General features: G+C 31.0%; 26 protein-coding genes and 1 pseudogene. 15 read left to right on the forward strand and 12 right to left on the reverse strand.

The window, feature by feature from the left end; all coding sequences use genetic code 11:
- Nucleotides 1–3: 3 nt before the first annotated feature.
- The 11 genes and pseudogenes from Q4586_RS03145 to Q4586_RS03195 all read left to right on the forward strand — a co-directional run bounded on the left by Q4586_RS03145 (nt 4) and on the right by Q4586_RS03195 (nt 9,771).
- Entirely contained in the window at nt 4–336 is a 333-nt protein-coding gene (locus tag Q4586_RS03145; RefSeq protein ID WP_068704491.1) for a cupin domain-containing protein, read from the forward strand.
- Nucleotides 337–339: 3 nt separating this feature from the next.
- A pseudogene (gene deoC, locus Q4586_RS03150) lies at nt 340–1,005 on the forward strand (deoxyribose-phosphate aldolase).
- Nucleotides 1,005–2,366 carry an oxygen-independent coproporphyrinogen III oxidase gene (gene hemN / locus Q4586_RS03155; protein WP_068704487.1) on the forward strand — a complete coding sequence of 454 codons (1,362 nt, stop codon included), beginning with the start codon at nt 1,005–1,007 and terminating at the stop codon, nt 2,364–2,366. Before deoC ends, hemN begins: the two are co-directional and overlap by 1 nt.
- Before the next feature lie 93 nt (nt 2,367–2,459).
- Nucleotides 2,460–2,618 carry a cbb3-type cytochrome oxidase assembly protein CcoS gene (ccoS, locus tag Q4586_RS03160; RefSeq protein ID WP_068704485.1) on the forward strand — a complete coding sequence of 53 codons (159 nt, stop codon included), beginning with the start codon at nt 2,460–2,462 and terminating at the stop codon, nt 2,616–2,618.
- A gap of 35 nt (nt 2,619–2,653) precedes the next feature.
- Nucleotides 2,654–4,855 (forward strand): cytochrome-c oxidase, cbb3-type subunit I, encoded by a 2,202-nt coding sequence (gene ccoN, locus Q4586_RS03165; RefSeq protein WP_068704482.1) that lies wholly within the window; start codon nt 2,654–2,656, stop codon nt 4,853–4,855.
- A 6-nt stretch (nt 4,856–4,861) separates the two neighbouring features.
- A complete protein-coding gene (locus tag Q4586_RS03170) occupies nt 4,862–5,029 on the forward strand; it encodes a CcoQ/FixQ family Cbb3-type cytochrome c oxidase assembly chaperone (protein WP_271405915.1) in 168 nt (55 codons plus the stop codon).
- Between the two features lie 12 nt (nt 5,030–5,041).
- Nucleotides 5,042–6,163, forward strand: coding sequence for a cbb3-type cytochrome c oxidase N-terminal domain-containing protein (locus Q4586_RS03175; RefSeq protein ID WP_303526251.1), 1,122 nt, complete (start codon nt 5,042–5,044; stop codon nt 6,161–6,163).
- Nucleotides 6,164–6,188: 25 nt separating this feature from the next.
- Nucleotides 6,189–7,610, forward strand: a complete 1,422-nt coding sequence (gene ccoG / locus Q4586_RS03180; RefSeq protein WP_303526254.1) for a cytochrome c oxidase accessory protein CcoG — start codon at nt 6,189–6,191, stop codon at nt 7,608–7,610.
- A 94-nt stretch (nt 7,611–7,704) separates the two neighbouring features.
- Nucleotides 7,705–8,151, forward strand: coding sequence for a FixH family protein (locus Q4586_RS03185; RefSeq protein WP_068704478.1), 447 nt, complete (start codon nt 7,705–7,707; stop codon nt 8,149–8,151).
- A gap of 1 nt (nt 8,152) precedes the next feature.
- A complete protein-coding gene (locus Q4586_RS03190) occupies nt 8,153–8,851 on the forward strand; it encodes a sulfite exporter TauE/SafE family protein (RefSeq protein ID WP_303526258.1) in 699 nt (232 codons plus the stop codon).
- Nucleotides 8,852–8,937: 86 nt separating this feature from the next.
- Nucleotides 8,938–9,771: a universal stress protein gene (locus Q4586_RS03195; RefSeq protein WP_303526260.1), complete on the forward strand. Its 834-nt coding sequence runs from the start codon at nt 8,938–8,940 to the stop codon at nt 9,769–9,771.
- 74 nt (nt 9,772–9,845) lie between these two features.
- On the opposite strand, the gene Q4586_RS03200 is transcribed toward Q4586_RS03195, so the two are convergent.
- From Q4586_RS03200 to Q4586_RS03245, 10 genes are all read right to left on the reverse strand, one after another.
- Complete coding sequence (locus Q4586_RS03200; RefSeq protein ID WP_068704472.1) at nt 9,846–10,550, reverse strand: DUF4369 domain-containing protein; 705 nt, start codon at nt 10,548–10,550, stop codon at nt 9,846–9,848.
- Between the two features lie 39 nt (nt 10,551–10,589).
- On the reverse strand, nt 10,590–11,852 hold the full coding sequence (locus Q4586_RS03205; protein WP_068704470.1) for a DUF819 family protein: 1,263 nt from the start codon (nt 11,850–11,852) through the stop codon (nt 10,590–10,592).
- Between the two features lie 30 nt (nt 11,853–11,882).
- Nucleotides 11,883–12,542, reverse strand: coding sequence for a DUF2490 domain-containing protein (locus Q4586_RS03210; RefSeq protein ID WP_068704468.1), 660 nt, complete (start codon nt 12,540–12,542; stop codon nt 11,883–11,885).
- A gap of 100 nt (nt 12,543–12,642) precedes the next feature.
- A complete protein-coding gene (locus Q4586_RS03215; protein ID WP_068704466.1) occupies nt 12,643–15,855 on the reverse strand; it encodes a WD40/YVTN/BNR-like repeat-containing protein in 3,213 nt (1,070 codons plus the stop codon).
- A gap of 201 nt (nt 15,856–16,056) precedes the next feature.
- Entirely contained in the window at nt 16,057–16,221 is a 165-nt protein-coding gene (locus Q4586_RS03220) for a type II toxin-antitoxin system antitoxin (protein ID WP_068704464.1), read from the reverse strand.
- A gap of 2 nt (nt 16,222–16,223) precedes the next feature.
- Complete coding sequence (locus Q4586_RS03225; RefSeq protein WP_068704462.1) at nt 16,224–17,132, reverse strand: alpha/beta hydrolase family protein; 909 nt, start codon at nt 17,130–17,132, stop codon at nt 16,224–16,226.
- Nucleotides 17,129–17,632 (reverse strand): DUF6141 family protein, encoded by a 504-nt coding sequence (locus tag Q4586_RS03230; protein ID WP_068704460.1) that lies wholly within the window; start codon nt 17,630–17,632, stop codon nt 17,129–17,131. The genes Q4586_RS03225 and Q4586_RS03230 overlap by 4 nt, the downstream gene beginning before the upstream one ends.
- 3 nt (nt 17,633–17,635) lie before the next feature.
- Nucleotides 17,636–17,800 carry a DUF4177 domain-containing protein gene (locus Q4586_RS03235; protein ID WP_084443138.1) on the reverse strand — a complete coding sequence of 55 codons (165 nt, stop codon included), beginning with the start codon at nt 17,798–17,800 and terminating at the stop codon, nt 17,636–17,638.
- Complete coding sequence (locus tag Q4586_RS03240) at nt 17,787–18,248, reverse strand: hypothetical protein (protein ID WP_068704458.1); 462 nt, start codon at nt 18,246–18,248, stop codon at nt 17,787–17,789. The genes Q4586_RS03235 and Q4586_RS03240 overlap by 14 nt, the downstream gene beginning before the upstream one ends.
- 2 nt (nt 18,249–18,250) lie before the next feature.
- Nucleotides 18,251–19,111 (reverse strand): SPFH domain-containing protein, encoded by an 861-nt coding sequence (locus Q4586_RS03245; protein ID WP_068704456.1) that lies wholly within the window; start codon nt 19,109–19,111, stop codon nt 18,251–18,253.
- A gap of 119 nt (nt 19,112–19,230) precedes the next feature.
- On the opposite strand from Q4586_RS03245, the gene Q4586_RS03250 reads away from it, so the two are divergent.
- From Q4586_RS03250 to Q4586_RS03265, 4 genes are all read left to right on the forward strand, one after another.
- Entirely contained in the window at nt 19,231–20,019 is a 789-nt protein-coding gene (locus Q4586_RS03250; protein WP_068704454.1) for a S1/P1 nuclease, read from the forward strand.
- 150 nt (nt 20,020–20,169) lie between these two features.
- Nucleotides 20,170–21,213, forward strand: coding sequence for a flavin-containing monooxygenase (locus Q4586_RS03255; RefSeq protein ID WP_068704452.1), 1,044 nt, complete (start codon nt 20,170–20,172; stop codon nt 21,211–21,213).
- A gap of 15 nt (nt 21,214–21,228) precedes the next feature.
- The gene (gene ctlX / locus Q4586_RS03260; RefSeq protein ID WP_303526281.1) at nt 21,229–22,158 is read left to right on the forward strand and encodes a citrulline utilization hydrolase CtlX; all 930 of its coding nucleotides are present in this window, start codon (nt 21,229–21,231) and stop codon (nt 22,156–22,158) included.
- 68 nt (nt 22,159–22,226) lie between these two features.
- Nucleotides 22,227–23,090: an OmpA/MotB family protein gene (locus tag Q4586_RS03265; protein ID WP_068704448.1), complete on the forward strand. Its 864-nt coding sequence runs from the start codon at nt 22,227–22,229 to the stop codon at nt 23,088–23,090.
- 76 nt (nt 23,091–23,166) lie between these two features.
- Here the strand turns inward: Q4586_RS03265 and Q4586_RS03270 are convergent, their stop codons facing one another.
- Nucleotides 23,167–23,610, reverse strand: a complete 444-nt coding sequence (locus Q4586_RS03270) for a hypothetical protein (RefSeq protein WP_303526284.1) — start codon at nt 23,608–23,610, stop codon at nt 23,167–23,169.
- A 63-nt stretch (nt 23,611–23,673) separates the two neighbouring features.
- The gene (locus Q4586_RS03275; protein ID WP_303526287.1) at nt 23,674–26,571 is read right to left on the reverse strand and encodes an FAD-binding and (Fe-S)-binding domain-containing protein; all 2,898 of its coding nucleotides are present in this window, start codon (nt 26,569–26,571) and stop codon (nt 23,674–23,676) included.

Here is a 26,571-nt window from a genome sequence, read left to right on the forward strand (position 1 = left end):
ATTATGAAAGTAGCCTCATTTTTAAAAGACATAAAATTTAATGAACACAAACCAGCAGTTGCTTTAATGTTAGATACTGATTTTTCGAAAGAAATACGTATTGTGTTTAAAAAAGGGCAAATAATGGAAGACCACCAAGCTCCATTTGCAATTATTGTTCAGGTGTTAAAAGGTTGTATTGATTTTGGTGTAAACGGAGAAAATACAGTGTTAAATACAGGTGATGCAATTTCATTAAAACCACAAGTAGTTCATAATCTTACAGCAGTTGAAGAGAGTGTTGTACGCTTAACATTATCTAAATTAGATACTTTGAAAAGAGTGGAAAATGTTTAGATTATGAAAATTAACAAATATATAGACCACACATTATTAAAAGCTACAGCATCAAAAAATGATATTGTAAAGTTGTGTAACGAAGCTAAAGAATTTAACTTTTATGCAGTTTGTGTTAATGGATGTTATGTTGAACTAGCGAAACAAGAACTTTATAAATCGGATATAAAAATAGCCGCAGTAATTGGGTTTCCTTTAGGAGCAATGGCTACAGAAGCAAAAGTTTTTGAAGCTAAAAATTGTATAGAAAAAGGAGCGTCAGAAATTGATATGGTTATCAATATCGGAAAATTATTAGATGGAGAAAATGAATATATAGAAAACGAAATTAGATCGATAAAAAAAGCTATCGGAAATAATATATTAAAAGTGATTTTTGAGACTTGTTATTTATCTAAAAAGCAAATAAAAACAGCATAAGAATTAGCCGTAAAAGCAGGGGTAGATTTTGTAAAAACATCCACTGGTTTTGGAACCAGTGGAGCAACTTTTAAAGACGTTGAAGTTATGAAAAAAGTTGTAAAAAACAACGCACAAATAAAAGCGGCAGGTGGAGTTAGAGACAAAGAAACCGCAGAAAAATATATTAATATGGGAGTTACTCGTTTAGGAACTTCATCGGGGGTTTCACTTGTTACCAAAGGAATTGCAGAAAAAAAACAATATTAATGAAAACACTTATACAAAAATATAATATTCCTGGCCCAAGGTATACCAGTTATCCAACGGTTCCGTATTGGGAAAACGAAACATTTAATAAAGAAAGATGGCTCAAAACATTTAAAGATTCATTTGTAGAAAGCAATTCATCAGAAGGAATAAGTTTATATATTCATTTACCTTTTTGTGAAAGTTTGTGTACTTTTTGTGCCTGTCATAAGCATATAACTAAACGACATGAAGTAGAAGAAGATTATATTGATACTGTTTTAAAAGAATGGAATTTATATACTAATTTGGTTGATGAAACGCCAATTATAAAAGAAATTCATTTAGGTGGAGGAACCCCAACTTTTTTTTCAAAAGAACAATTAAAAAAACTAATTGATGGTTTATTTGTAAATGCAAAAAAACACAAAAATCACGAATTTAGTTTTGAGGGACACCCTAATAACACCACAAAAGAACAATTACAAACGTTGTTTGATGTAGGTTTTACGCGTGTTAGTTACGGTGTACAAGATTATAACCATAAAGTTCAAGTTGCAATTCATAGAGTACAACCTTTTGAAAATGTAGCAAGAGCTACACGTTGGGCAAGAGAAATTGGTTATACATCGGTTAGTCACGATTTAATTTTTGGACTACCATTTCAAACTAAAGAAAATGTAATTCATACCATTAATAAAACCAAAGAATTACAACCCGACAGAATTTCATTTTATAGTTACGCTCACGTACCCTGGGTAAAAGGTGTTGGTCAAAGAGGTTTTAACGAGCAAGATTTACCAAAAAATGAAGAGAAAAGAGAATTGTACGAAATAGGAAAAGAATTGTTTGCTGAAATGGGCTACATAGAAATAGGAATGGATCATTTTGCTTTACCTTCAGATACCTTATATAAAGCAACTAAAGAAAAAACTTTACATCGAAATTTTATGGGCTATACCGCCAATAAAACGCAATTAATGATTGGGCTAGGTATGTCGGCAATATCAGATTCTTGGTACGGATTTGCACAGAATGTAAAAACAGTAAAAGAATATCAAAAAATAGTTAACCAAGGAGAAATACCTGTTTTTAGAGGGCACATTTTATCTGAAGAAGATTTAATTATAAGAAAACATATATTAAACATTATGTGTCATTTTTCCACTTCGTGGAATGTTGAAAAGTTAAAGGTTAAAGATATTGATATTCATTTACAAAAATTACAAGAAATGGTTGAAGATGGTTTGGTTGTAATTAAAGAAAACACTTTAGTAGTACCAGAAAAAGCAAGACCCTATGTGCGTAATATTTGTATGGCTTTTGATAAACGATTACATAAAAACAAACCAGAAACAAAATTATTTTCGATGACGATTTAAGACTTCTTTAACAAATATCATCAAACATGATAAAAGTCATATTTTAAGAAAAACATCAAAAGTACCTTTGATATATAATTTATCAGGCAAGATATGAGCGTTATTTACTTACTACTTTCACTAAGTATTTTAGTGGCACTAATTTTTTTTATTGCATTTATCGTTTCAGTAAAAAAGGGGCAGTACGATGATTCGTATACGCCATCTGTTCGTATGCTTTTTGATGACGAATTAGTCAAAAAAGATCAATAAAAAAACTAACAATAGATATTAAATTCAATTAAATTATGGAAATGCAACAATTTTATTACGATAATAAAATCGTAAAAAAATTCATTTACGCCACACTACTATGGGGAATTGTAGGTTTCTCGGTAGGTTTACTTTTGGCCTTAATGTTTTTATTCCCAAATATTACCGACGGAATCTCGTGGTTAAGTTTTGGTCGTTTACGCCCATTACATACCAATGCGGTAATTTTTGCCTTTGTAGGAAACGCTATTTATGCAGGGGTTTATTATTCGTTACAACGATTGTTAAAAACACGTATGGCGAGTGATTTTTTAAGTAATTTTAATTTTTGGGGATGGCAGTTAATTATTGTAGCAGCCGCAATCACACTTCCACTAGGATACACAAGTTCGAAAGAATATGCAGAGTTAGAGTGGCCAATTGATATTGCAATAGCTTTAGTTTGGGTCGCTTTTGGTGCTAATATGATTTGGACAGTTTTACAAAGAAGACAACGCCATTTATATGTTGCCATTTGGTTTTATTTAGGAACCTTTGTAACCGTTGCAGTATTACACATATTTAATAGTTTAGCATTACCAGTTGGGTTTTTAAAGTCTTACTCTGTATATGCAGGAGTGCAAGATGCTTTAGTGCAATGGTGGTATGGGCATAATGCCGTGGCATTTTTCTTAACAACGCCGTTTTTAGGATTAATGTATTACTTTGTTCCAAAAGCAGCAAACAGACCAGTATACTCATACCGATTATCAATCGTTCACTTTTGGTCGTTAATATTTATTTATATCTGGGCAGGACCTCACCATTTACTATATACAGCATTACCAACTTGGGCTCAAAATTTAGGAGTTGCATTTTCTATCATGTTACTTGCTCCATCATGGGGAGGTATGATAAATGGATTATTAACACTTCGAGGAGCATGGGATAAGGTTCGCACCGACCCTGTTTTAAAATTCTTTGTTGTTGCAATTACAGGTTATGGTATGGCAACTTTTGAAGGGCCAATGTTATCGTTAAAAAATGTGAATGCCATTGCACACTTTAGTGATTGGATTATAGCACACGTACACGTTGGTGCCTTAGCATGGAACGGGTTTTTTACCTTTGGGATGATTTATTGGATGGTTCCAAAATTATTTAAAACAAAATTATATTCTACAGCATTAGCAAATTTCCATTTCTGGATTGGTACCTTAGGTATTATTATGTATGCATTACCAATGTACGTAGCAGGTTTTGTACAAGCATCAATGTGGAAGCAATTTAATCCAGACGGAACATTAGCGTATGGTAATTTCTTAGAAACCGTAAATGAAATTATACCAATGTATTGGATGCGTGCTATTGGAGGTAGTATGTTTATTGTAGGAGCATTTGTAATGTTGTATAACATGATTCGTACTGTAAAATCTGGTAGTAATGTTACTGATGATTTAGCCGAAGCAGCACCATTAACTAAGGTATCTAAGCACAGAACAAAAGGTGAAGGATGGCATACTTGGTTAGAAAGAAAACCAGTAAAATTAACTATTTACGCTACTATTGCTATTTTAATAGGAGGAGTTGTACAAATTGTACCAACACTATTAGTAAAATCTAACATTCCAACCATATCAAGTGTAAAACCATATTCTCCGTTAGAGTTAGAAGGGCGTGATATTTATATTAGAGAAGGATGTGTAGGATGTCATTCACAAATGGTACGACCATTTAGAAGTGAAGTTGAACGATATGGTGAATACTCTAAAGCAGGCGAATTTGTATATGACCATCCATTTTTATGGGGGAGTAAGCGTACAGGGCCAGATTTACATAGGGTAGGAAGTAAATACTCTGATAGTTGGCACTTAAACCACATGTATGATCCGCAAAGTACCTCACCAGGTTCTATAATGCCAGCATACCAATGGTTGGTAAGAAGTAAACTAGATAAAAGCAATACAGAAGATAAAATGAAAGCCATGGTTTCTTTGGGTGTTCCTTATTCTGATGAAGAAATAGCAGCAGCGCAAGCTAGTATGAATGAGCAAGGAGCTAAAATTCAAGAAAATTTACATCAAGATCCTGATTTTGCTAAAAATTATGCTTCAGATAAGAAGTATGCCGAAGAAAATGGACAAGATTTTATCGAAATGAAAGACAGAGAAATCGTTGCCTTAATAGCATATTTACAACGATTAGGTACCGATATTAAAGTAAAAGATGTTCAAAAACAATTAAGTACTAAAAATTAAAAGGTCATGTTAAAATTCGTGAAAAACCATATGGAGAGTATTACAGGTATAGAAATATATCCTATGATCTCACTAACAATATTCTTTACCTTTTTTATGGTGTTGTTTTGGTGGGTGTTTACAGCCAAAAAAGAATATATAAGCAAGGTAAGTAATTTACCTTTAAATGATTAAAATGAAATTATTATGAAAAAATATATTCAATCAATAGTATCTTTTCTTTTTGTTTTTTCAATGCCATTTATTTTGGCGGCGGCGTTTAAAGCATATAAAGAGCCATTTAATTTTTTAGAAACTCCTATAGTTTGGTTAATAGCCATAGGTTTTGGTTTAGTAGTACTTTTAAAAGAGGTATTATCTAACACAGTTGTAAATAAAGCAAATACATTAATGCCTAAAAACTATACTAGACTTCAGGCTATTATTTCGTTTTTATTTACCTTTTTAACACCTTTTGTATTAGCAAAAGCGATTAATTCGTATGCAAATCCATATAATTTTTTAGAAACACCGTTGGTTTGGATCGGTCTTATTGCCTTCGGATTGGTAATTTTAGCAAAAGAAGTGTTAACCATTACCGGAGTTAAAAAAGTTGAAGAAGCTGAAATGGTAAAAGCAGGAATAAATCCTGATGAAGTTGATCAATGGAGCTGGGCTAAAACATTAATAGCTAAATGGACAGAAGCAAAAGCTATTGAGCAAGAAGAAGAAATTGTATTAGACCATAATTATGACGGAATTAAAGAGTTAGATAATAACTTACCGCCATGGTGGGTGTATATGTTCTACGGAACAATAATCTTTGCAGTAGTATATTTAGTGCGATTTGAAGTTTTAGATGGCTATACACAAGAAATGGAATATGCACAATCTGTAGCACAGGCTAAAAAAGAATTAGCAGCTTTTAAATCTACTTCAAAAGAAGCTATTATTGATGCAGAAACAGTAACACTTTTAACTTCAGCAAGTGATTTAAAAAGAGGTAAAGCTGTTTATAATTTAAACTGTGCTGCTTGTCACATTGGTGATGGAGGTGGAGGTATCGGTCCTAATTTAACCGATAAATATTGGTTGTTAGGTGGCGGACTTAAAAACGTATTTGCAACCATTACCAATGGAGGTAGAGACGGAAAAGGAATGGTTGCTTGGGGTAAAACTTTAAAACCAAAAGACATACAAAAAGTAGCAAGTTACATTATGTCTATGCAAGGTACCACACCAGCAAACCCAAAGCCACCACAAGGTGAGTTATATGGAGATGAGGCACAGGTAAAAGAAGTTACACAAGCAAAAGATAGTTTACAATAGTATTTGGTTTTAATAGTTAATAGCAATGGAAACACCCAAGAACGAACAATTTAGAGATAGTATTGGTACCATCAACAATGAAGGTAAGCGTGCTTGGGTGTATCCTAAAAAGCCAAGTGGACGATTTTATAAATACAGATCGTATGTTAGTTATTTTTTGTTATTAATTTTACTATCAGCACCTTTTATAAAAATTGATGGAAACCAATTTTTATTATTCAATGTTATAGAGCGTAAGTTTAATATTTTCGGATTTCCTTTTTGGCCACAAGATTTTCATTTATTAGTGGTTTCAATGATTGTAGGTGTCGTGTTTATTATTCTTTTTACCGTAGTTTTTGGACGAATTTTTTGCGGATGGATTTGCCCCCAAACCATCTTTTTAGAAATGGTTTTTAGAAAAATAGAATATTGGATTGATGGTGATAGAGGAAAACAAATCCGTTTAGAAAAACAGCCTTGGAATGCCGAAAAAATTAAGAAACGAGTTTTAAAATGGTTTATCTTTTTTATTATCTCATTTTTAATAGCAAACGTTTTTTTGGCTTACCTAATAGGTGGAGATGTTTTAATTACTTACATAACAGGTAATCCGTTTGATAATATTAATACCTTAATATCATTGTTAATCTTTACCGGAGTTTTCTATTTCATATTTGCTTGGTTTCGTGAGCAAGTATGTATAATTGCTTGTCCTTATGGTCGTTTACAAGGGGTTTTACTAGATAACAAAACAATTAATGTAGCATATGACCATGTGCGTGGTGAAGGAAAAGAAGGAAGAGCGAAGTTTAATAAAAAGGAAGATAGAGCTACAAGTGGAAAAGGAGATTGTATTGATTGTTTTCAATGTGTAAATGTGTGTCCTACAGGAATTGATATTCGTAATGGAACACAGTTAGAGTGTGTAAATTGTACTGCTTGTATTGATGAGTGTGACCATATTATGGAAAAAGTAGGTTTCCCTAAAGGTTTAATTCGTTTTGCAAGTGAAGAAAATATTGAAAAGAAAGCTCCTTTTAAATTTACAGCTAGAATGAAAGGATATTCAGCTGTTTTAGGAATTTTAATAGCTGTTTTAATAGGAATGTTGTTTTTAAGAAATGATGTTGAAGCAACAATATTACGATTGCCAGGGCAATTATATCAGCATAAAGAAAATGGAATTATTAGCAATATATACACGTATAAAGTAATTAATAAAACAACCAAACAAATTGACGATGTAAGTTATAAGTTGTTGTCTCATAAAGGGAAAATAGAAACAGTAACGCATCAAAATTTTGAAGTACCAAAACAAGGATTGGCAGAAGGAACTTTATTTGTAGAGTTACATCAATCAGAAATGAAAAAAGAAAAAGTAAACCTTAAAATAGGAGTGTATAGTGGTGATAAATTAATAGAAACTACTAAAACCAATTTTTTAGGGCCAAGAAGTTATCGATAAATAATTTGTCATTACGAGGAAGCATGACGAAGTAATCTCATAATAAATTAGCAGATTACTTTATTTTATGAGCAATGACACAAAAACAAATAAAATGAAACTAAACTGGGGCACGGGCATAGTAATCGCAATTATTGCATTTATGAGTTTTATAATGTATTTCGTTATATCAATGAGTACAGGTAAAAACTATAATCATGATTTGGTTACCGAAAAATATTATCAACAAGAATTAACATACCAAAACAGCATTAATGCAACAAGGAATGCTAAAGAATTAGAAGAAAATATTAAAATTAAAAGAGTTGCAGGAGGTTTAAAAGTTTATTTTCCTGCAATCTTTAAACCAGAAAATGTTAAAGGAAAAGTGTTCCTATACAGACCATCTAATAAGCAATTAGATTTTGAAATTCCTATTTCAATCTCTAATACATATTTGCTCGTGCCTGAGAAACGTTTGTTAGGTGGTCGTTGGAACATTAAAGTTTCTTGGAGCTACGAAAATACAGCATATTTATATCAGAAAGAACTAAATTATTAAAATGTTCTTATCAGCCCTTATATTTGGATTATTAGGTAGCTTTCATTGTATCGGTATGTGCGGGCCAATCGCATTTATGTTACCAGTTGATAGAAGTAATAGCATAAAACAGTTTTTTCAAATTTTTAGCTATCATTTAGGTAGGCTTTTTACTTATAGTTTAATTGGATTATTATTTGGTTTTTTAGGAAAAGGATTTTATTTTTTCGGATTTCAACAACAACTCTCAATTGTAGTAGGAATTTTAATGATTCTAACGATTATTTTACCTAGAGCTTTTAAAAAATATAACTTTTCAAAATCAATCAATAAATTGGTAATGAAAGTAAAATCAGCTTTAGGAAAAGAGCTTAAAAAGAAAGGAAATGATACTTTTTTTACTATTGGTTTTTTAAATGGTTTACTTCCTTGTGGTTTAGTATATATGGCTGTTTTTGGGGCTTTGGCAACAGCAAATACTTTTTCCGGAAGTTTGTATATGTTTGTTTTCGGGTTGGGTACAATTCCGTTAATGACTGTGGTTGTTTATATGGGGAATTTTGCCAACGGATTGGTAAGAAAAAGAATTCAACAAACAATTCCATATGTAGTAATTTTTATAGGTATTTTATTTGTTTTAAGAGGTTTGGGTTTAGGTATTCCTTATATATCACCTATACCAGTTACAAATTTAGTAACTTCGGTAGAGGGTTGTCATTAAGAGTATTAAATGACATTAATCATGTTTTTTATTAATATTTTCTAGTAATTTTATACTGTAAGTTAAACCTAAATAAATCATATTCTATGAAAAAAATTATAGTTCCTGTCGATTTTTCAATTTATTCAGAAAATGCATTACAAACTGCCGCATTTATGGCAAAACAAAATAATGCAGAAATAGTGGTAGTACACATGCTTGAGCTTTCACATGCGTTAATAAATCAATCAGAAAGTGCAAGTCAGCAAGAAATGATTTTTTATTTAAAATTAGCAGAACGAAAGTTTAATGATTTTTTACAAAAAGACTATTTATTAGCATTAAAAGTAACACCAATAATTAAACATTTTAAAATATTTAGTGAACTAGATCAATTAGCTAAAGAAGAGAAAGCCGATTTAATTATTATGGGGTCAAAAGGAACCAGTGGCTTACAAGAAATGTTTATAGGTTCTAATACCGAAAAAGTAATTCGTTATGCGAATGTACCAGTGTTAGTTGTTAAAGAAGATAAAATTACTAAAAAGGTTGAAAATGTTGTTTTTGCTTGTGATTTTACCCAAGATGATATAGCTCCTTATATAAGAGCAAAAGCTTTATTTAAAAAATTAGATTGTAATTTACAATTAGTATATGTAAATACACCAACATCAAAATTTAAAAACAGCAAAGAGATTAAAGAAAAAATGAAAGCGTTTTTTAAAAATGTAAATGAAGATGTTAGTAGTATCAAAAATGTTAAAGTCGTTGCTGATTATAGTGTAGAAAAAGGCGTTTTATATTATGCAGATGAAAGCAAGGCCGATATTATAGCAGTAGCAACTCATGGCAGAAAAGGTATTTCACATTTTTTTGAAGGAAGTATTTCAGAAGATATTGCAAATCATAGTAAATTGCCTATAATTTCATTTAAAATATAATTCATAAATATTAAAAAATTAAAAGACTCGATACCAATAAGTATCGAGTCTTTTGTTTTACAAAAAAGTTAAAATTATTTACCTTCTTTACTTTTTATATTGCTTACAAATTTTTGTAAACGTTTTCCGTAATTAGAGTTTTTAACTTTATCTGATAAACTATTATTAATGGTATCTAATAACATAATATTAGCATCATACAATTCAGACAAAGCAATGTATGGAGCGGCTTCACTATCAGCATTAGCAATAGCAAAGTTTGTTGAAAATAAAAAACGACGACGAATCATTTTTTTATAATCAACTTCTAATTGCTTTAATAATTCTTCATCTTTTGCCTTACGAGCTTCAAGATCTTTTTTAAGAAACTCTAAACGTTGGTCTTTAAATTTACGATCAATATCTCGAAATTTATCCATCACTTCTTGATTTTTAGATCCTTTTATTTCAGGTTTAAAACCAAATTCTTCAATATTATCGTTAATTGTAATCTCTCCTTCTTCTCCAAAAAACATTAAACTTTTTTCATTTGTATTTCCATCAAAAGTTAGGTAATACATTTCAGGAGATGTTACATTATCAGTTAAAATAAACTTATCATCACCTAATAAAGTCATAGAGTCTACCGATACTAATACAGTATCTTTCATCTTTTGAAGGTATAAGTTACCTTTTTTTAAACCTTTAATTTGACCTTTAACAATCATGTTTCCTTCTTTTTTAGAAGAACAAGCGAAAGCTAATATTGAAAACGCACAAATAGCGATAAGTTTTTTCATGTTATTTAAAATTTAGAGTTGCAAATATGCAGATTTCTCTTATAATGTAGCCGATAATTCCATTAAAATTGTACACAAAATTGCTCCATAGGTACCAACAACATAACCAAAAACTGCTAATAATACACCAACTGTAGCTAATGAAGGGTGGAAGGCAGCAGCAACAACAGGGGCAGAAGCAGCTGCACCTACATTTGCTTGGCTACCTACAGCTAAGAAGAAATAAGGGGCTTTGATTAATTTTGCAACTAATATTAACAAACCTGCATGAATACCCATCCAAACAATACCAATTATAAGTAAACCTGGATTGTCAAAAATTGTTGTTAAATCCATCTTCATACCTATGGTAGCGACTAAAATATAAATAAAAACACTACCAATTTTGCTAGCACCAGCTCCTTCATAATTTTTAACTTTTGTAAACGATAATGCAATTCCGATAAGAGTAGCTATGGTAACCATCCAAAAGAATTTTGAAGAAAAAGATGATAAGGATGATGTTCTATCAGCAACGGCATCAAAGTTGGTAATTAAATAACTTGATATATTGTCTGCGCCAAAATGAGCGATACCAACAGCACTAAAGGCTATAGAAAGAATAATTATCAAATCAGTTAAAGAGGGTATACGTGTTACGTTTTCAGTAAATTTTGAAACCCTATTTTTTAATTTTTCTATAGCAGTAGTATCTGCATTTAACCATTTATTTATTTTTTTGTTTTTACCAATACCAATTAATAAAATAGCCATCCAAATATTACCAACAATAATATCCACGAGTACCATTTTACCGTAATTAGCAGGGTTATATTGATAAATTTCGAGCATTGCAGCTTGATTAGCTCCACCACCAATCCAACTTCCAGCAAGTGTTGATAACCCCCTCCATACAGCATCAAATCCAGCACCGCCAACAGTTTCAGGAGAAAATAATGAGATTAATAAAATAGCAATTGGCCCTCCTATAATTATACCTATGGTACCTGTAAAAAACATAATTAATGCTTTAGGCCCTAAATTAAAAATTGCTTTTAAGTCGATGCTCAAAGTCATTAAAACTAATGATGCTGGTAAAAAATATCTACTAGCAATAAAATAAGTTTGCGTTTTCTCAGCAGAAATAAACCCCAATGAGTTAAAAACGGATGGGATTAAATAACACATTAAAACTCCTGGAACAATTTTATAAAATTTGTACCAAAAACCATCGGTTTTAGATTCTGTATAAAATACAAATCCTAATGAAAACATTAGAATTCCAAAAACAATTGCATCATTTGTAAAAGTAGGTGCTGTCATTTAATTTAGTTTTATTGCTAAAATAGCTTTTTATTTCTTTTTACGGTGATCTGTATTTATTGCTATACCTAAAAGTAGTCTATCAAAACTACCTCCATTATTTACACCTATTTTTTGATACCCAATTTTTAGTTTTGTAGCCTTTGAAATTTTGTATTGAAAGCCAGCTCCTAACCAGTTTTGATTGTATGCTTCATCATCAAAATCAAAAAATATTTCATTGTACAAATAAGTACTCCAATTATGGCTTAAAGGATAACTTAACCCAATTTGATAACGAATAAAATGTGCAGTTGTAGCATTAAAAAAACGTTGTTCAGCTCTAAAACGGTGCGCAAAACCTAATTTGTTTGCCTTGTGTTTTATATTAAAATCTTCATAAATTCGGTGTTCGTTTACGTTACCTCCCTCAAGACCAAAAGAACTATCGGTGTTTAAATAGGCATATCCTAAAGTAGCACTTAAATTATTGTTTATTTTATAATTACCGCCTAAACGACCAATAAATTGCTGCATATCATCTCCAATTTCAAAAAAACGAAAATGAGCCATTGTTTTTAAGCTAAATTTATCTGAAACTTGGTGTGAACCATTATACATATACCAAGCACCTAATTCGGTTTGCGAATTTTTTTGCGCAATACTTTTTAAAGAGCATAAAAAAATAAGTATTAAAAGCGTTTTTTTCATTTAAGTAGTGGTTTTTAAAATTAAAATTTGTTAAATTTTTTATTTGAAAAAATCCCCCACATAAGTAGGAGATTTTATTTTTAATAGCTGTCAAAAATACTTAATTTAAAGAAAAGTTAGTTGTTTTTTTAAATGGAGAAATTTCAATTTTTTCAACAGTCGATTTATATTTTGTCCAGTCTTCTTCGAAAAAAGTGTTTACCTTTTTTAAAGTTTCATTAAAAGAAGTTTTAAACTGATTTACTAATTGTTTTTCAGTTTCGGTTTGTACACCAAATCGACTACCTACATACCAACGTGCGGTACCAAAACGATTACTTACTGTAACTTCTGGGTTTCTAGTAATTCCTTGACGTTTATCTATTTTACCTAAATACATCGCAATTAAAACGTCAATTTTTTTAATGATTTCTTTAGATGATTTTATAGCTTCTTTATACTTTTTTTTGTCTTCTTTGGTAAATTTAGATTTTAAAGAACTAGCAGTGTTTTTGCTTTCTACTAATTGTTTTACAATAGTTGCCATTTTTTCTTGATAGGTTTCAAGCTCTTTACTAGCATTGTATTTTTGATTGATAGCTTCGTTTGAAATTTGTAATCTAGGATCAAATTCAACCTTAATATTTTGTTCAGAAACCACATCTCCAAAAGTCATTTTTAATTTATAAATTCCTGGTTTTACAGTTACACCACCAGGTTCTCTACGTTGTTTTCTAATACGTCTTGAAGCTCTAGTAACTCCTTTTTCTCTTAAATACCACGTAGTTTTGTGTAACCCGTTTTCTTTAGGAGTTTTAAATTTTAGAGTTCTTATTTTTCTTATTCCGTCAAAAATTTCTAATTTAATTGAGTCGTGTTTGATTTTTTCCTCTATTTTTTTAGAGTTCTCGGCTACGCTCGAACTGACATCTTTTTTCTTACCTCTTTTTTCTTGCTTCTTTTTCGCAGGTTTATTGATATAGTAAGAAATAATTGCACCACGTCTTCTGTTTTCACCTTGATACATTGCGTCTGCACCAAACCTACTTCCTGTTGGTTGTTGACTTGCAGCTTGATAAGTAGTTGGTGGCGCAAACAAGGTTAATTTTTGATTGGTAACATTACTTTTAGCCATAGCACGCAGTGGGCGAATGTCATCTAACACCCAAGCAGCTCTACCAAAAGTACCAATTACTAAATCGTTTTCACGAGGATGAATTACTAAATCTTTTACAGGAACGGTAGGAAAACCATTGGTCCATTTAGTCCATTTTTCACCAGCATTTAAAGAAATGTATAATCCGTCATCGGTTCCTAAAAACAATAAATTTTCATTTTTAGGATCTTCAATAATACAAAGCGTATAGCTTTCTACATCATTCTTATCAACAATACGTTGCCATGTTTTTCCGTAATCTTTAGTTCTGTATGCATACGGTTCGTAGTTAAAACGTCTGTAATCGTTGGCAACTAAAAGTGCTTCACCTTTATTTTTATTAGATGCTTTTATTTGTGTAATCCAAGAGTTTTTAGGTAAGTCTTTAATGTTGTTAGCAACGTTTGTCCAAATTGCACCACCATTTTTTGTGATGTGCACTTGTCCGTCATCAGTAGCAGCCCATAAAACATCTTTTTCAAGCGGAGTTGGTTCAATCACCAAAACGGTACAGTGATTCTCAGCACCAGTAGCATCCATGGTTAAACCACCACTTTCGGCTTGTTTTAATTTTGCTGGATTGTTGGTTGATAAATCAGGCGAAATCACCTCCCAAGTTAATCCTTTATCTGTCGATTTGTGCACAAATTGACTTCCAAAGTAAATGGTTGAGTTATCAAAAGGATCAATATTAATGGCCGAGTTCCAGTTAAAACGTAATTTTACATTCGCATCTTTATGTGTTGGTTTTACGTTGTAATTATTTCCTGTTTTATAATCGTAACGAGAAACCGAACCTTGCTGACTCATCGTCCATCCATAACGCGAATCATCTTTATCAGGAACCACATCAAAACCATCACCAAAACTAATTTCTTGCCAGTAGCTATTTCTAATTCCTTGTGCTTTCCAAACATAAGCAGGCCCGCGCCAAGAACCGTTGTCTTGCATTCCGCCATAAACGTTATATGGATATTCATTATCAACATTGATATGATAAAATTGTGCAACCGGAAGATTACCAATAAAACGCCAAGATTTACCGCCATCTTTGGTAATATTTAATCCACCATCATTACCATCAATCATGAATTTTCCGTTCTTCGGATGAATCCACCACGCATGATGATCAGGATGCACTCCGTTATCAACACCATAAGCAGGCATTAATTGTTTGAATGATTTTCCGCCATCTTGTGAAACATTGATGTAAGTAAAAACCGTATACAATCTATTTTCATTTTGTGGATCTACGTAAATTTCAGAATAATAAAAAGGACGATTTCCAATACCAGGCTTATCGTTAATTTTTTTCCATTTAAATCCTCCGTCTTCACTTTTGTAAAGCGCATTCTTTTTAGCTTCCACTAAAGCATAAATTACTTCAGGATTGTTAGGAGCAATGGCAACACCAATTCTACCTAATTCTCCTTTAGGGAAACCATCTTTTTCGGTAATTCGCTTCCAGTTTTCACCACCATCGTGTGTAATGTACATTCCACTTCCTTTTCCACCAGACTTAAAAAACCAAGGATCCCGTTTGTGTTCCCACATGGCAGCAATTAATTTATTAGGGTTTGACGGATCCATTATTAAATCGGCCGCTCCGGTTTTTATATTATTGAATAAAATTTGTTTCCAAGTTTTTCCGCCATCAATAGTTTTATAAACACCACGTTCTTTATGCTCACCCCAAGGCGAACCAATTGCGCCAACATACACAATATCTGGATTTGTAGGATGAATAATAACTCTATGAATATGACGTGTTTTTTCTAATCCCATCGCTTTCCAAGTTTTACCAGCGTCTAACGATTTGTAAATTCCGAAACCACCGTTTAAACTATTTCTTGGGTTTCCTTCACCAGTTCCTGCCCAGATAACGCTTGGGTTTGATTGCTGAATGGCAACGGCACCAATAGATGCTGTTAGTTCTTTTTCGAAAATAGGTTTCCATTTAATTCCGCCCGAAGTAGATTTCCAAATTCCGCCTGATGCTGTACCAACGTACATTATTTCGGGATTTGTTTCTACAACATCAATAGCAGTTACACGTCCGCTCATTCCACCCGGGCCAATGTTTCTTGGTTTCATGTTTTTTACCATTTCCATAGAAAATTCTTGAGAAAATAGGAGTGTAGTTGTCAGTAAAAACACGATTGAAAATATTCTTTTCATTATAGTTGATTTGTTTTTGCAGAACAAGTTACAAAATAGAAAACCACTCAATAATTCATTGAATGGTTTTAACATATTATTAAGAAATTATTTCTTTCAGATTATCATAAGTTTTGACTAATTATTAAGGTGTGATTCTGAAATAAATTAAGAATGACGTTCTGGTATCTTGTTATAGATTAAAGCGGATGTTTATTAATTTTATTCTTCTTTCTTTTTAGGTTCGCGTTTAGCTTCTTTTAGTGTTTGCATCAGCATCCATTCAATTTGTCCGTTGGTTGAACGAAATTCATCAGCAGCCCATTTTTCAATAGCTTTAATCATATCTTCATTGATACGAAGTGCAAACGCTTTTTTCTTAGCCATGGTTATTTTTTTACAAATGAAACTACAGTTTCGATTAATTTTTCTGATAAAGGAAAATCTGCCGAATAATACGATTTTATGTTATCTTCTTCTTTTTGAATATCTTTTAAAACATGATTCATATTATCAATAATTACTAAAGAAGCATTTGGTTTTGATTTTTTAAGGTTTTCGGCATCTGTTACTTGTACTTGTAAGTCTTTATTACCGTTAATAATTAAGGTTGGTATTTTTACTTTTTTGATTTCTTTTAAAGGATTTAGAGCGATCCAAGAACTTAAAAAGGGTTGGTTTTGTGGCGCAAACAAAGACCTTAAATTAAGGTCAATATTTTTTATTTGTCCAGTTTCTTTTAGCTCTTTTAAATATTTTTCAGTCAATTTTCCAAAATATTCGTTTTGTTTTGTAACCTGTTTAATTAATGTTTTATCAATGGTTTCACCAGTACCAGCAATAGAAATGTATTTTTCCACATCTTTTAAAGCTAACATTGCTACTAATGAACCTTGACTATGACCAACTAAAATGATTTTTGTAAAACGTTTGTCATTTTTAAAGTGATTGACTACTTTTTTTGCATCTAACACAAAATCGTTAAATAAAACTCCTTGTTTTAAAAAAATAATATTGTTTTTATTAGCAGTTCTTTTATCGTAACTAAAAAAGGCTATGTTTTGTTTATTTACAGCTTCTCTAAATTGTTTAATATATTGTGGTTGGTTTCCATTTCTATCAACACCGCCAGAACCGTGAATCCATATGATTAAAGGTGTTTTTTCTTTAGTAAACGATAAGGTTCCAGGTAATTGAATTCCGTCGTTTTTTACTATAACTTCTTCATTTGTAACCTGCGAAAATGAAAAAGCAATGGTTAAGATATAGATAAAAAGATAGGTTGTAAATCGTATCATGATGTTTTTATTTTTGTATTGTAATTAACTAACACTTGTTTGACCTCGTTTTCTTTTTTGGTACCAATTAAAACTTTTTTCCCATCTTTTAAATCAAGTTGAATACCTATGTTACCAGAAATTGTATAAGAACCATTCTTGATTCCCCAACCTCCGAATTCACCAATAGGATTGTAAGTTCTAATATAAATTTTATTAATGTCAGACCAATAAGTAGTTTTATCTTTTAAATGAAACGGAAAAAATTGATAATGAATTCCGATTTCATCAATACGTGTTTTTAGTTTAAAAATAAAAATTAATAAAGAAACTAATAACATGCTAATTGTAAATAAAATTAAACCAGAGTCAGACATTGGCTTGTCTCCGAAAGGAGTCTTATTAATTATCTGTTGATAAATACCATAAACACCAATTAAAAAAGGAGTTATAGTACATAAAATGATAATTAATATTAGCCAAGTTTGTGAAAAACGTTGTTCCTCTTTAAAAACTTTCATTTTTTAACGGTTTTTGTCTTTTTCTAATACAGCCATAAGTACACTGTTTCTTTCAAAAACATTAATAACTCTCCAGCCTTGTTTAGCATAATTATTTAGACTGTCTTCAAATTTTTGTAGAGAATTACTCCAACTAAAATCTTGTTTAATTATTTTATATTCTTTCATCTCTTATAATAAATCTACTATTACGTTTTTTTAAATATTCTATAAACTGTTTATAATCATCTTCAGTTTGTCTAAAAGTTATAGCTATTGTGCTAAATTTTCCTTTTAATTCAAAATCTATATTCCTTGGAGAATCTTCATCTAGACTTATAGTAAGTTTAGAAAGATTTTCAATTTTTATTTTATTAGACCAAACAGTTTTAAACCAACTAAAGTATATTAAAAACAAAACCAATAAGGTTAAAATACCATAAACAACACATGTGAAAATTAAATGGCCGAGCGAATGTTCTTTTTCTAATTTAAGAGTAATTCTATCATATAAATAAAATACACCAACTATTGAAAAAACCATCCCTTTTATCTTATTCCAAATAGTGTTTTTATCTGTTTTTATATGAGTATTATCTATTGAAATTTTCCCTTCTAAAAGATGAAATTTTTTCATATTTAATGACTTAAAGTTCCAGTGTTTACTACAGGAGAAGCTTCTTTATCGCCACATAAAATAACTAATAAATTACTAACCATTGCAGCTTTTCGTTCTTCGTCAAGCTCAACAATTTCCTTTTTATTTAATTCTTCTAAAGCCATTTCAACCATTTCTACAGCCCCTTGCACAATTTTATGACGTGCAGCAACAATAGCCGTAGCTTGTTGACGTTTTAACATGGCGCTTGCAATTTCTTGTGCGTACGCTAAATACCCAATTCGAGCTTCTAAAACTTCAATTCCGGCAATAGCTAAACGCTCTTCCAGTTCTTTTTCTAATGCCTCAGAAACTTCATTAACGCTAGAGCGAAGTGTAATATCTTCTTCATGACCTTCATCAGCAAAGTTGTCGTATGGGTACATACTTGCTAGTTTACGTACTGCAGCATCTGTTTGTACACGAACAAAATTTTCGTAATTATCAACATCAAAAGCAGCTTTGTAAGTTTCGGTAACTCGCCAAACTAAAATGGTAGAAATCATTACAGGATTACCTAGCTTATCATTTACTTTTAAACGTTCGCTATCAAAATTACTTGCTCTTAATGATATTGTTTTCTTTTTATATAATGGGTTTGCCCAGTATAAACCATTGTCTTTTATAGTTCCAACATATTTACCAAACAGTAAAATTACTTTAGACGTGTTTGGGTTGACTAAAATAAAACCAAATAAACCAATAAAACCGATAAGTGTAAGAGGAAGATAAGCAGGAGTTTCATTTATAATACTCATAATTATACTACCAAAGAAAAGTGTTAACGCTATTAATAACATTAGATAACCGTTTGCAGGTTTTATTATTTTTTCTGTTTTCATATTTTTTTATTTAAAGTGATGTTAAAATGATATCATAAAGATATAGTTATTTCTTTGTTAAATCCAAATTTTTGAGTAAATATTTTATATTTTAGCAAAAAATTAATAAGAATTTATTTATGAAAACTAAGGTATTATTATTGTTTTTTGCTTTGTTAATAAGTATTTCAGTTACAGCAAATGCTGATGATTTTTGGGGGCAAACAGGTCATAGAGCAACGGGTAAAATTGCAGAGGGTTATTTGAAAAAAAGTGTTAAAAATAAAATTGATAAATTATTACAAGGTGAAAGCCTAGCCTTTGTATCTACCTTTGCTGATGAAATAAAGTCTGACAGAAAAAAATATGGTAAATTTTCTACTTGGCATTATGTAAACATGCCTTTTGATACGAAGTATGAAGCTTCAGTAAAAAATCCGAAAGGAGATTTGGTTACCGGAATTAAAGAGTGTGTTAAAGTTTTAAAGGATAAAAATAGTTCACTAGAAGGTAAGCGTTTTCATTTAAAAATGTTGGTGCATTTAATAGGAGATTTACACCAACCAATGCATATTGGACGAAAGGAAGATAAAGGAGGAAACACAGTTCAGGTACAATGGCACGGAAAAGGAACAAATTTACACAGAGTTTGGGATGAGGATATGATTGGTGGCTGGAAAATGAGTTACCTAGAGTTAGCAAGTAATGCTAAAAAATTATCAAAACAGCAAATTAAAGTACTACAAAGCGGAACCGTAATTGATTGGGTACATGATACGCATGAATTAACCAAAAAAGTATATGCTTCAGCAAAATCAGGGGATAAATTACGTTATCGTTATTCGTATGATTATTTTCCTATTGTTAGAGAGCAATTACAAAAAGGAGGTTTGCGTTTAGCTAAATTATTAAACGATATTTTTTGTTAAAAAGTAACTTTTATTAAAAATAAACGAAACTCGAAAGTTCATCTTTCGAGTTTTTTTATGACTTCTTTTTTACGTTATAATTATCTTTAAAAATACCTAATAGCTGTTATTTAGTTTATACCTTTGAAGGGTAAATATAAAATAAGATTGATGTTAGATTATGTAATTGTTGGAGGCGCTCAAGCCGGATTATCAATGGGGTATCATTTAAAAAAAATGAATAAGAAATTTTTGATAATTGATGGAGAAAAAGAAATAGGTGCTTCTTGGTTAAATAGATGGAATTCTTTAAAATTATTTACACCAACGGAATATAATCATTTACCAGGAATGAAATTTAATGCACCCAAAGGACATTATCCAACAAAATTTGAGGTTAGTGATTATTTTAAATCATATGTGCAAAAATTTGATATTCCTGTACAGTTAAATACTTTAGTAACTTCGGTACGTAAAAGTAAAAATACATTTTATGTAACTTATAACGAAGGTGAAATTGAAACAAAGAATGTAATTGTGGCAACAGGGCCTTTTCATATTCCATACACACCTCCTTGTAATACTAAAATATCTGAAAGTGTATTTCAAATGCATAGTAATTACTATAAAAATATAGATCAATTACAAAAAGGAGATGCTTTAGTTGTTGGAGCGGGTGATTCTGGATATCAAATTTTAGATGAAATTTCAAAAGATAAAAACAGAACAGTATATTTTTCAGGAAATACCAATGTAAAATCATTACCACAACAGTTTTTAGGTAAAACGCTTTGGTGGTGGTTTACCTTAATCGGTTTTTTAAGTTATAGTAAATATAGTTGGATTGGTAAACGAATTAACTCATCAGTACAACCCGTTATTGGTACCGATGTAAAAGAAATTTTATCGAGAAAAAATGTAATATCTGTAGGTAGAACAAAAGATGCTTTAGATGATGAAATCATTTTTGAAAAAGACACTATAACATCTATAAAAAATATTGTTTGGGCAACAGGGTATCGCCCGAACTTTAAATGGATTGAAGGTTTAGAACTAGATGAAGATAACTATCCAAAAAATTACAGAGGTGTAAGTAATATAGAAGGTTTATACTTTATAGGTTTACCTTGGATGTTTACAAGAGGATCAGCAACTTTGGGTGGAGTTTCAAAAGATGCAAGCTACCTAGCAGATATTATAAGTAAAAGAAATTAATAAATACATTTAAGCATGCAACAAACTACTAATACTATTTTAATGGTGCGTCCGGCTAGTTTTAGAATGAACGAGCAAACGGCGGTAAATAATTATTATCAAAAAGAATTAGCAGGTATGTTACCAGCAACAATTAATGTAAAAGCGCAACAAGAATTTGATGCTTTTGTACTTAAGTTAAGAGCAATGAAAGTTGATGTTATTGTTGTTGAAGATACTAAAACACCAGATACACCAGATGCGTTATTTCCTAATAACTGGATTTCTTTTCACGAAAATGGTGACGTTGCTGTTTATCCGATGTTTGCAAAAAACAGGCGTTTAGAAAAACGAGAAGATATATTAGAAATTTTAGAAACAAAAGGTTTTGAAATAAAAAATGTAATTGATTATTCTGAAGCAGAAGATGAAGGCGTTTTTTTAGAAGGAACCGGGAGCATGATTTTAGATCGTGTAAATAGTAAGGCGTATTGTGCTTTGTCGCCAAGGGCGGATGAAGAATTGTTTATAGAGTTTTGTGAAGATTTTGAATACACCCCCGTAATTTTTACAGCCAACCAAATGGTTAACGGAAAACGAGAAGCTATATATCATACCAATGTTATGATGAGTGTTGCTGAAACTTTTGCAGTTGTTTGTTTAGATGCGATAGATGATAAAAAAGAAAAAAAAGAACTAGTAAAGCAGTTAAAGTCTGATAAAAAAGAGGTGATAGCTATTACCGAAAAACAAGTACAGCAATTTGCAGGAAATATGTTGCAAGTAAGAAGCGTTAATAATGAATTGTTTTTAGTAATGAGCACGTCGGCATATAATTCATTAACAGTACAGCAAGTTAAAACGATTGAGAAACATTGTAAAATACTACATAGCTCATTAGAAACCATTGAAACCTGTGGTGGTGGAAGTGCACGTTGTATGATGGCAGAAATATTTTTAAAATAACAAGGTATTTATAATAAAGAAGATAATAATACGTTTCAGATTACTTAAACTATTAAAAACTATTAATAATGAAAAAAGTATCCCTTTTATTAACCATAGCAATTATTGCAACATCTTGTGTTTCTAAAAAAAAATATGTAGAGTTAGAGCAAAGATATACCAACACTAAAGGTACTCTTCAAAAAAGAACACTAGAAAAGGAAGAGCTAGAAGCTAAATTTGCTAAAATTGAAAAAAGAGTAGATAATTACAACAGTAAAATAAACTCTTTAAAAGGAATAAATTCAAATCTTAAAAAAGAAAATGATGTAAAATTAGATATGGTTGAAGGGGCTGTAATATCTAATTCGATGAAGGTTAAAATGCGTAAAACTTTGGCAAATGTAGATGCGGCTGAATTGGCAAAAGCAAAAACATTAAAAGATTCTATGAATTTAGCAGTTTCATACAAGTTAAAAAAATCAATTAATGTTTCTGAATTACAAAACTCTGATGATATTGATGTAAATATTGATAAAACGGTAGTAATGATATCTATTTCAGATAAAATGTTGTTTAGAACGGCTAGCTATAATGTAAATAGTAAGGCATACAAAACATTAAAAAAATTAGCAGAGATTATTAAATCAGAACCAAGCATGGATGTAATGATTGAAGGACACACCGATTCAAGAAAGATTCATAATGATGTAATACAGGATAATTGGGATTTAAGTGTAAAAAGAGCTACATCAATAGTTCGTATTTTAGAAAAAAAATATGGAATTAACCCTAACAGATTAATCGCTTCAGGTAGAGGTTCATCTTTACCGTTAGTAGATAATAAAACAAGCGCAAATAGAGCTAGAAATAGAAGAACTAAAATTGTTATTTTACCTAACTTAGATAAGTTTTTTGGTTTATTAGCTGAAGAAGAAGTAATTCAGCCATAATATATAATTCAAAACAAAAAAGCCTCCGATTTTAATCAGAGGCTTTTTTTTGTGTTTTAAATTAATATAAGAAAGATCAAATAACTACAGGTTTGTAGTTTTTATAATACTGCATTAAAATAAAAGAACAAATAACTGAAGAGGCAATTCCTTCAATAGCTAAAGCGAAAACAATTAAACCTAAACTTAAATTTTTTCCCCAAAAAGCAGCGTCTTCTAAGATGTTAATAAGAGAAGGATTTATGAAATTTACATAAAATATTAGTCCTATAATTGTAAATCCAACAGCAGCAATAGAGGTTCCTATACCAACAGAAAAATTATTAAAATATAAAGATTCTTTATTTGCATTGATATTCGTTTTTATGGCATTGTTTATTCCCCAAAGCACAAAAGCAAAATTTAAGAAACGTAATTCTGAAACATGATCTAAGCCTAAAATTTTCATCAATAGAAAAAAGCCTACAATTCCTGCAAAAATTAATAAAGCATTGTTAATTATTATTTTAGTACTACTCATAACATGGTGTTTTAAATTAACATATGTCTAAAAATACAAAATAAATAATTAGAAATCAACTAATTAAAGTAATGCTTCTTTTAAAATAGTAATTGGGTGTTTAGCAATTCGCTTGGTACCGTCATAAATTTGATGTCGACAACTTGTTCCCGCTGCTGCAATTTCAGTTTCAGCAGAACAATTTCGTATCTTCGGAAAAAGAGTGTCTTCACCAACTTGCATACTTACTTTATAATGCTCTTTTTCGTATCCAAAACTACCAGCCATTCCGCAACAACCGGTATTCATGATGGTAACTTTGTAGTTTTTCGGAATATTTAACATTGAAAAACTAGCATGTGTTGATGATAATGCTTTTTGATGACAATGACCGTGTATTTTAAGCTCCTTATTTTTATGTGTAAATAAAGAGGGATTGATGTTTCCTTTATCAAGTTCGGAAGCTAAAAATTCTTCAATAGTAAAAACGTTTTTGGCAATTTTTTCTGCAGATGATTTATCATCAGCTAATCGTATATATTCGTCTCTAAAAGTTAAAATAGCCGATGGTTCTATTCCTATTAACGGCGTTTTATCAGTAATTACATCTTTAAAAATAGTAATGTTTTTATTGCAAATTTCTTTAGCTTCATTTAAAAAACCTTTCGAAATATAACTGCGTCCACTTTCTTCGTGTTCAATATTTTTAACTTGATATCCTAATTTTTCTAAAATAATTACGGAATCTTTTCCTATTTCAGCATCATAAAAATTGGTAAATTCATCATTAAATAAATAAACGATTCTTTTTGATGCTTTAGCATCGTGTTTTTTTAACCAAACATTTAAAGATTGCTTGGCTAATTTAGGAACCGAACGTTGTGTAGCAACACCCATTATTTTTTTAGCTAATACTGTGTTGGTAAAGAAATTTGTGATGGTAGGAAGTTTGCTACCTAGCTTATTGTATTTAGCATTATTGGCAAACAATTTACTGCGAAAAGAATATCCGTTAGTTTCTTGATATTGGTATAAAAACTCAGCTTTCATAGAGGCAATGTCAACATTACTAGGGCATTCGGTAGCACAAGCTTTACAACTTAAACATAAGTCTAAAACTTGTTTTAATTCTTTAGAATCAAATTTGTTTTTGGTAGTGTTATTGGTAAGTACTTCACGTAGCATATTTGCTCTAGCTCGTGTAGTTTCTTTTTCGTTTTTGGTAGCTCTGTAACTTGGACAAAGAGTTCCGCCAGCTTCAGGAGATTTACGACAATCACCTGATCCGTTACATTTTTCGGCTAGTTTTAAAATGCCTTCGCTTTCAGAAAAATCTTGTAATGTTTTTATAACAGGTTCTTTTCTGTCGATTTCATAACGTAAGTTTTTATCCATCGGAAAAGCATCCGTAATTTTACCTTTGTTAAATATGTTGTTTGGGTCAAATGCTTTTTTAATTCGGCGTAATAATTCGTAATTTTTGTTACCAATCATTAACGGAATAAACTCTGCACGTACAATTCCGTCACCATGTTCACCACTAAAAGAGCCTTTGTATTTCTTTACAAGTTGAGCCGTTTCAGTAGTTATTTTTCTGAATAAAACTACATCTTTTTGCTTCTTTAAATTTAAAATCGGACGTAAATGCAATTCTCCAGCACCAGCATGTGCATAATACACAGCGTTTTGCTGATATTTATCCATTATCTGCGTAAATTCTTCAATATATTCAGGTAAATCTTCTAAGGCAACAGCAGTGTCTTCAATACAAGCAACAGCTTTTTTATCACCTACAATGTTACCTAGTAAACCTAAACCTGCTTTACGTAAATAATGTACTTTAGCAATATCCTCACCATATACTTTCGGATAATGATATCCTAAATTATTAGCTTTTAAGTCTGCTATTAAATTATCGGCTTGTTCTTCTGCTTCTGTAACAGAGTTTGCTGATACTTCTAACATTAAAACGGCTTCAGGATCATCTTGTAAAAAGAAACGATTTTTAGCTTGTTCTCTATTGTTTTTGGTGCAATCTAAAATTACCTTATCCATTAGTTCACACGCATATAATTTGTGGTTCATAGCGGTTACGGTAGCCTTTAAGCTTTCGTTTACACTCGTAAAATGAGGGCAAACCATGATACTGTGTGTAGGCGGTAAGTTGTCTAATTGGATAGTGATTTCAGTAGAGAAAACCAAGGTTCCTTCGCTACCAGATAAAAATTTAGCAGGGTTTATAGTCGGTTGATTTCCGCCAAACAAATCCGAAGTTAAAAATTCATCAACAGCATAACCTGTGTTACGTCGGTGAATACTTTCTTTAGGAAATTCATTTTTTATTTCTTGTTGATTTTCTAGTAGAGAAAGTTCCTTGTAAATTGTTTTGTAAATAGTAGCTTCTAAAGAGTTTTCTATTTTCTTTTGATTAAATTCTTGCGAGGTGATTTCTGAAAAAAGTACCTCGCTTCCGTCAGCTAATAATCCTTTAATAGCAATAACCTTATCACGTGTAACTCCGTAGCGAATAGAGGTGCTTCCTGAAGAGTTGTTACCAACCATTCCTCCAATCATACAGCGATTAGAGGTTGAGGTATTTGGACCAAAAAATAACCCAAAAGGTTTTAAAAACCGATTTAAATCATCACGAATAATTCCTGGTTGAACTGTGATGGTTTTTTGTTGCTCATCAAAAGCTAAGATCGATGTAAAATGTTTTGAAACATCTACGACAATTCCGTCTCCAACACACTGGCCGGCAAGTGATGTTCCTGCTGTTCTTGGTATTAAGGTAATGCTGTTTTTAGTTGCGAAATCAATTAAAATTTTAATATCTGTTTCGTTTTTTGGGTAAGCAACCGCAAGCGGAATTTTACGATAAACAGAAGCATCGGTAGCGTATAGGTTTTTATGTAAATCATCAAAAAATAAATCGTCTTTTAGACTTTTTTCTAATGCTAATAATTGTGTGTTATTTGCCAT

This window comes from Tenacibaculum soleae (genome assembly GCF_030549005.1).
Lineage (GTDB): Bacteria > Bacteroidota > Bacteroidia > Flavobacteriales > Flavobacteriaceae > Polaribacter > Polaribacter soleae.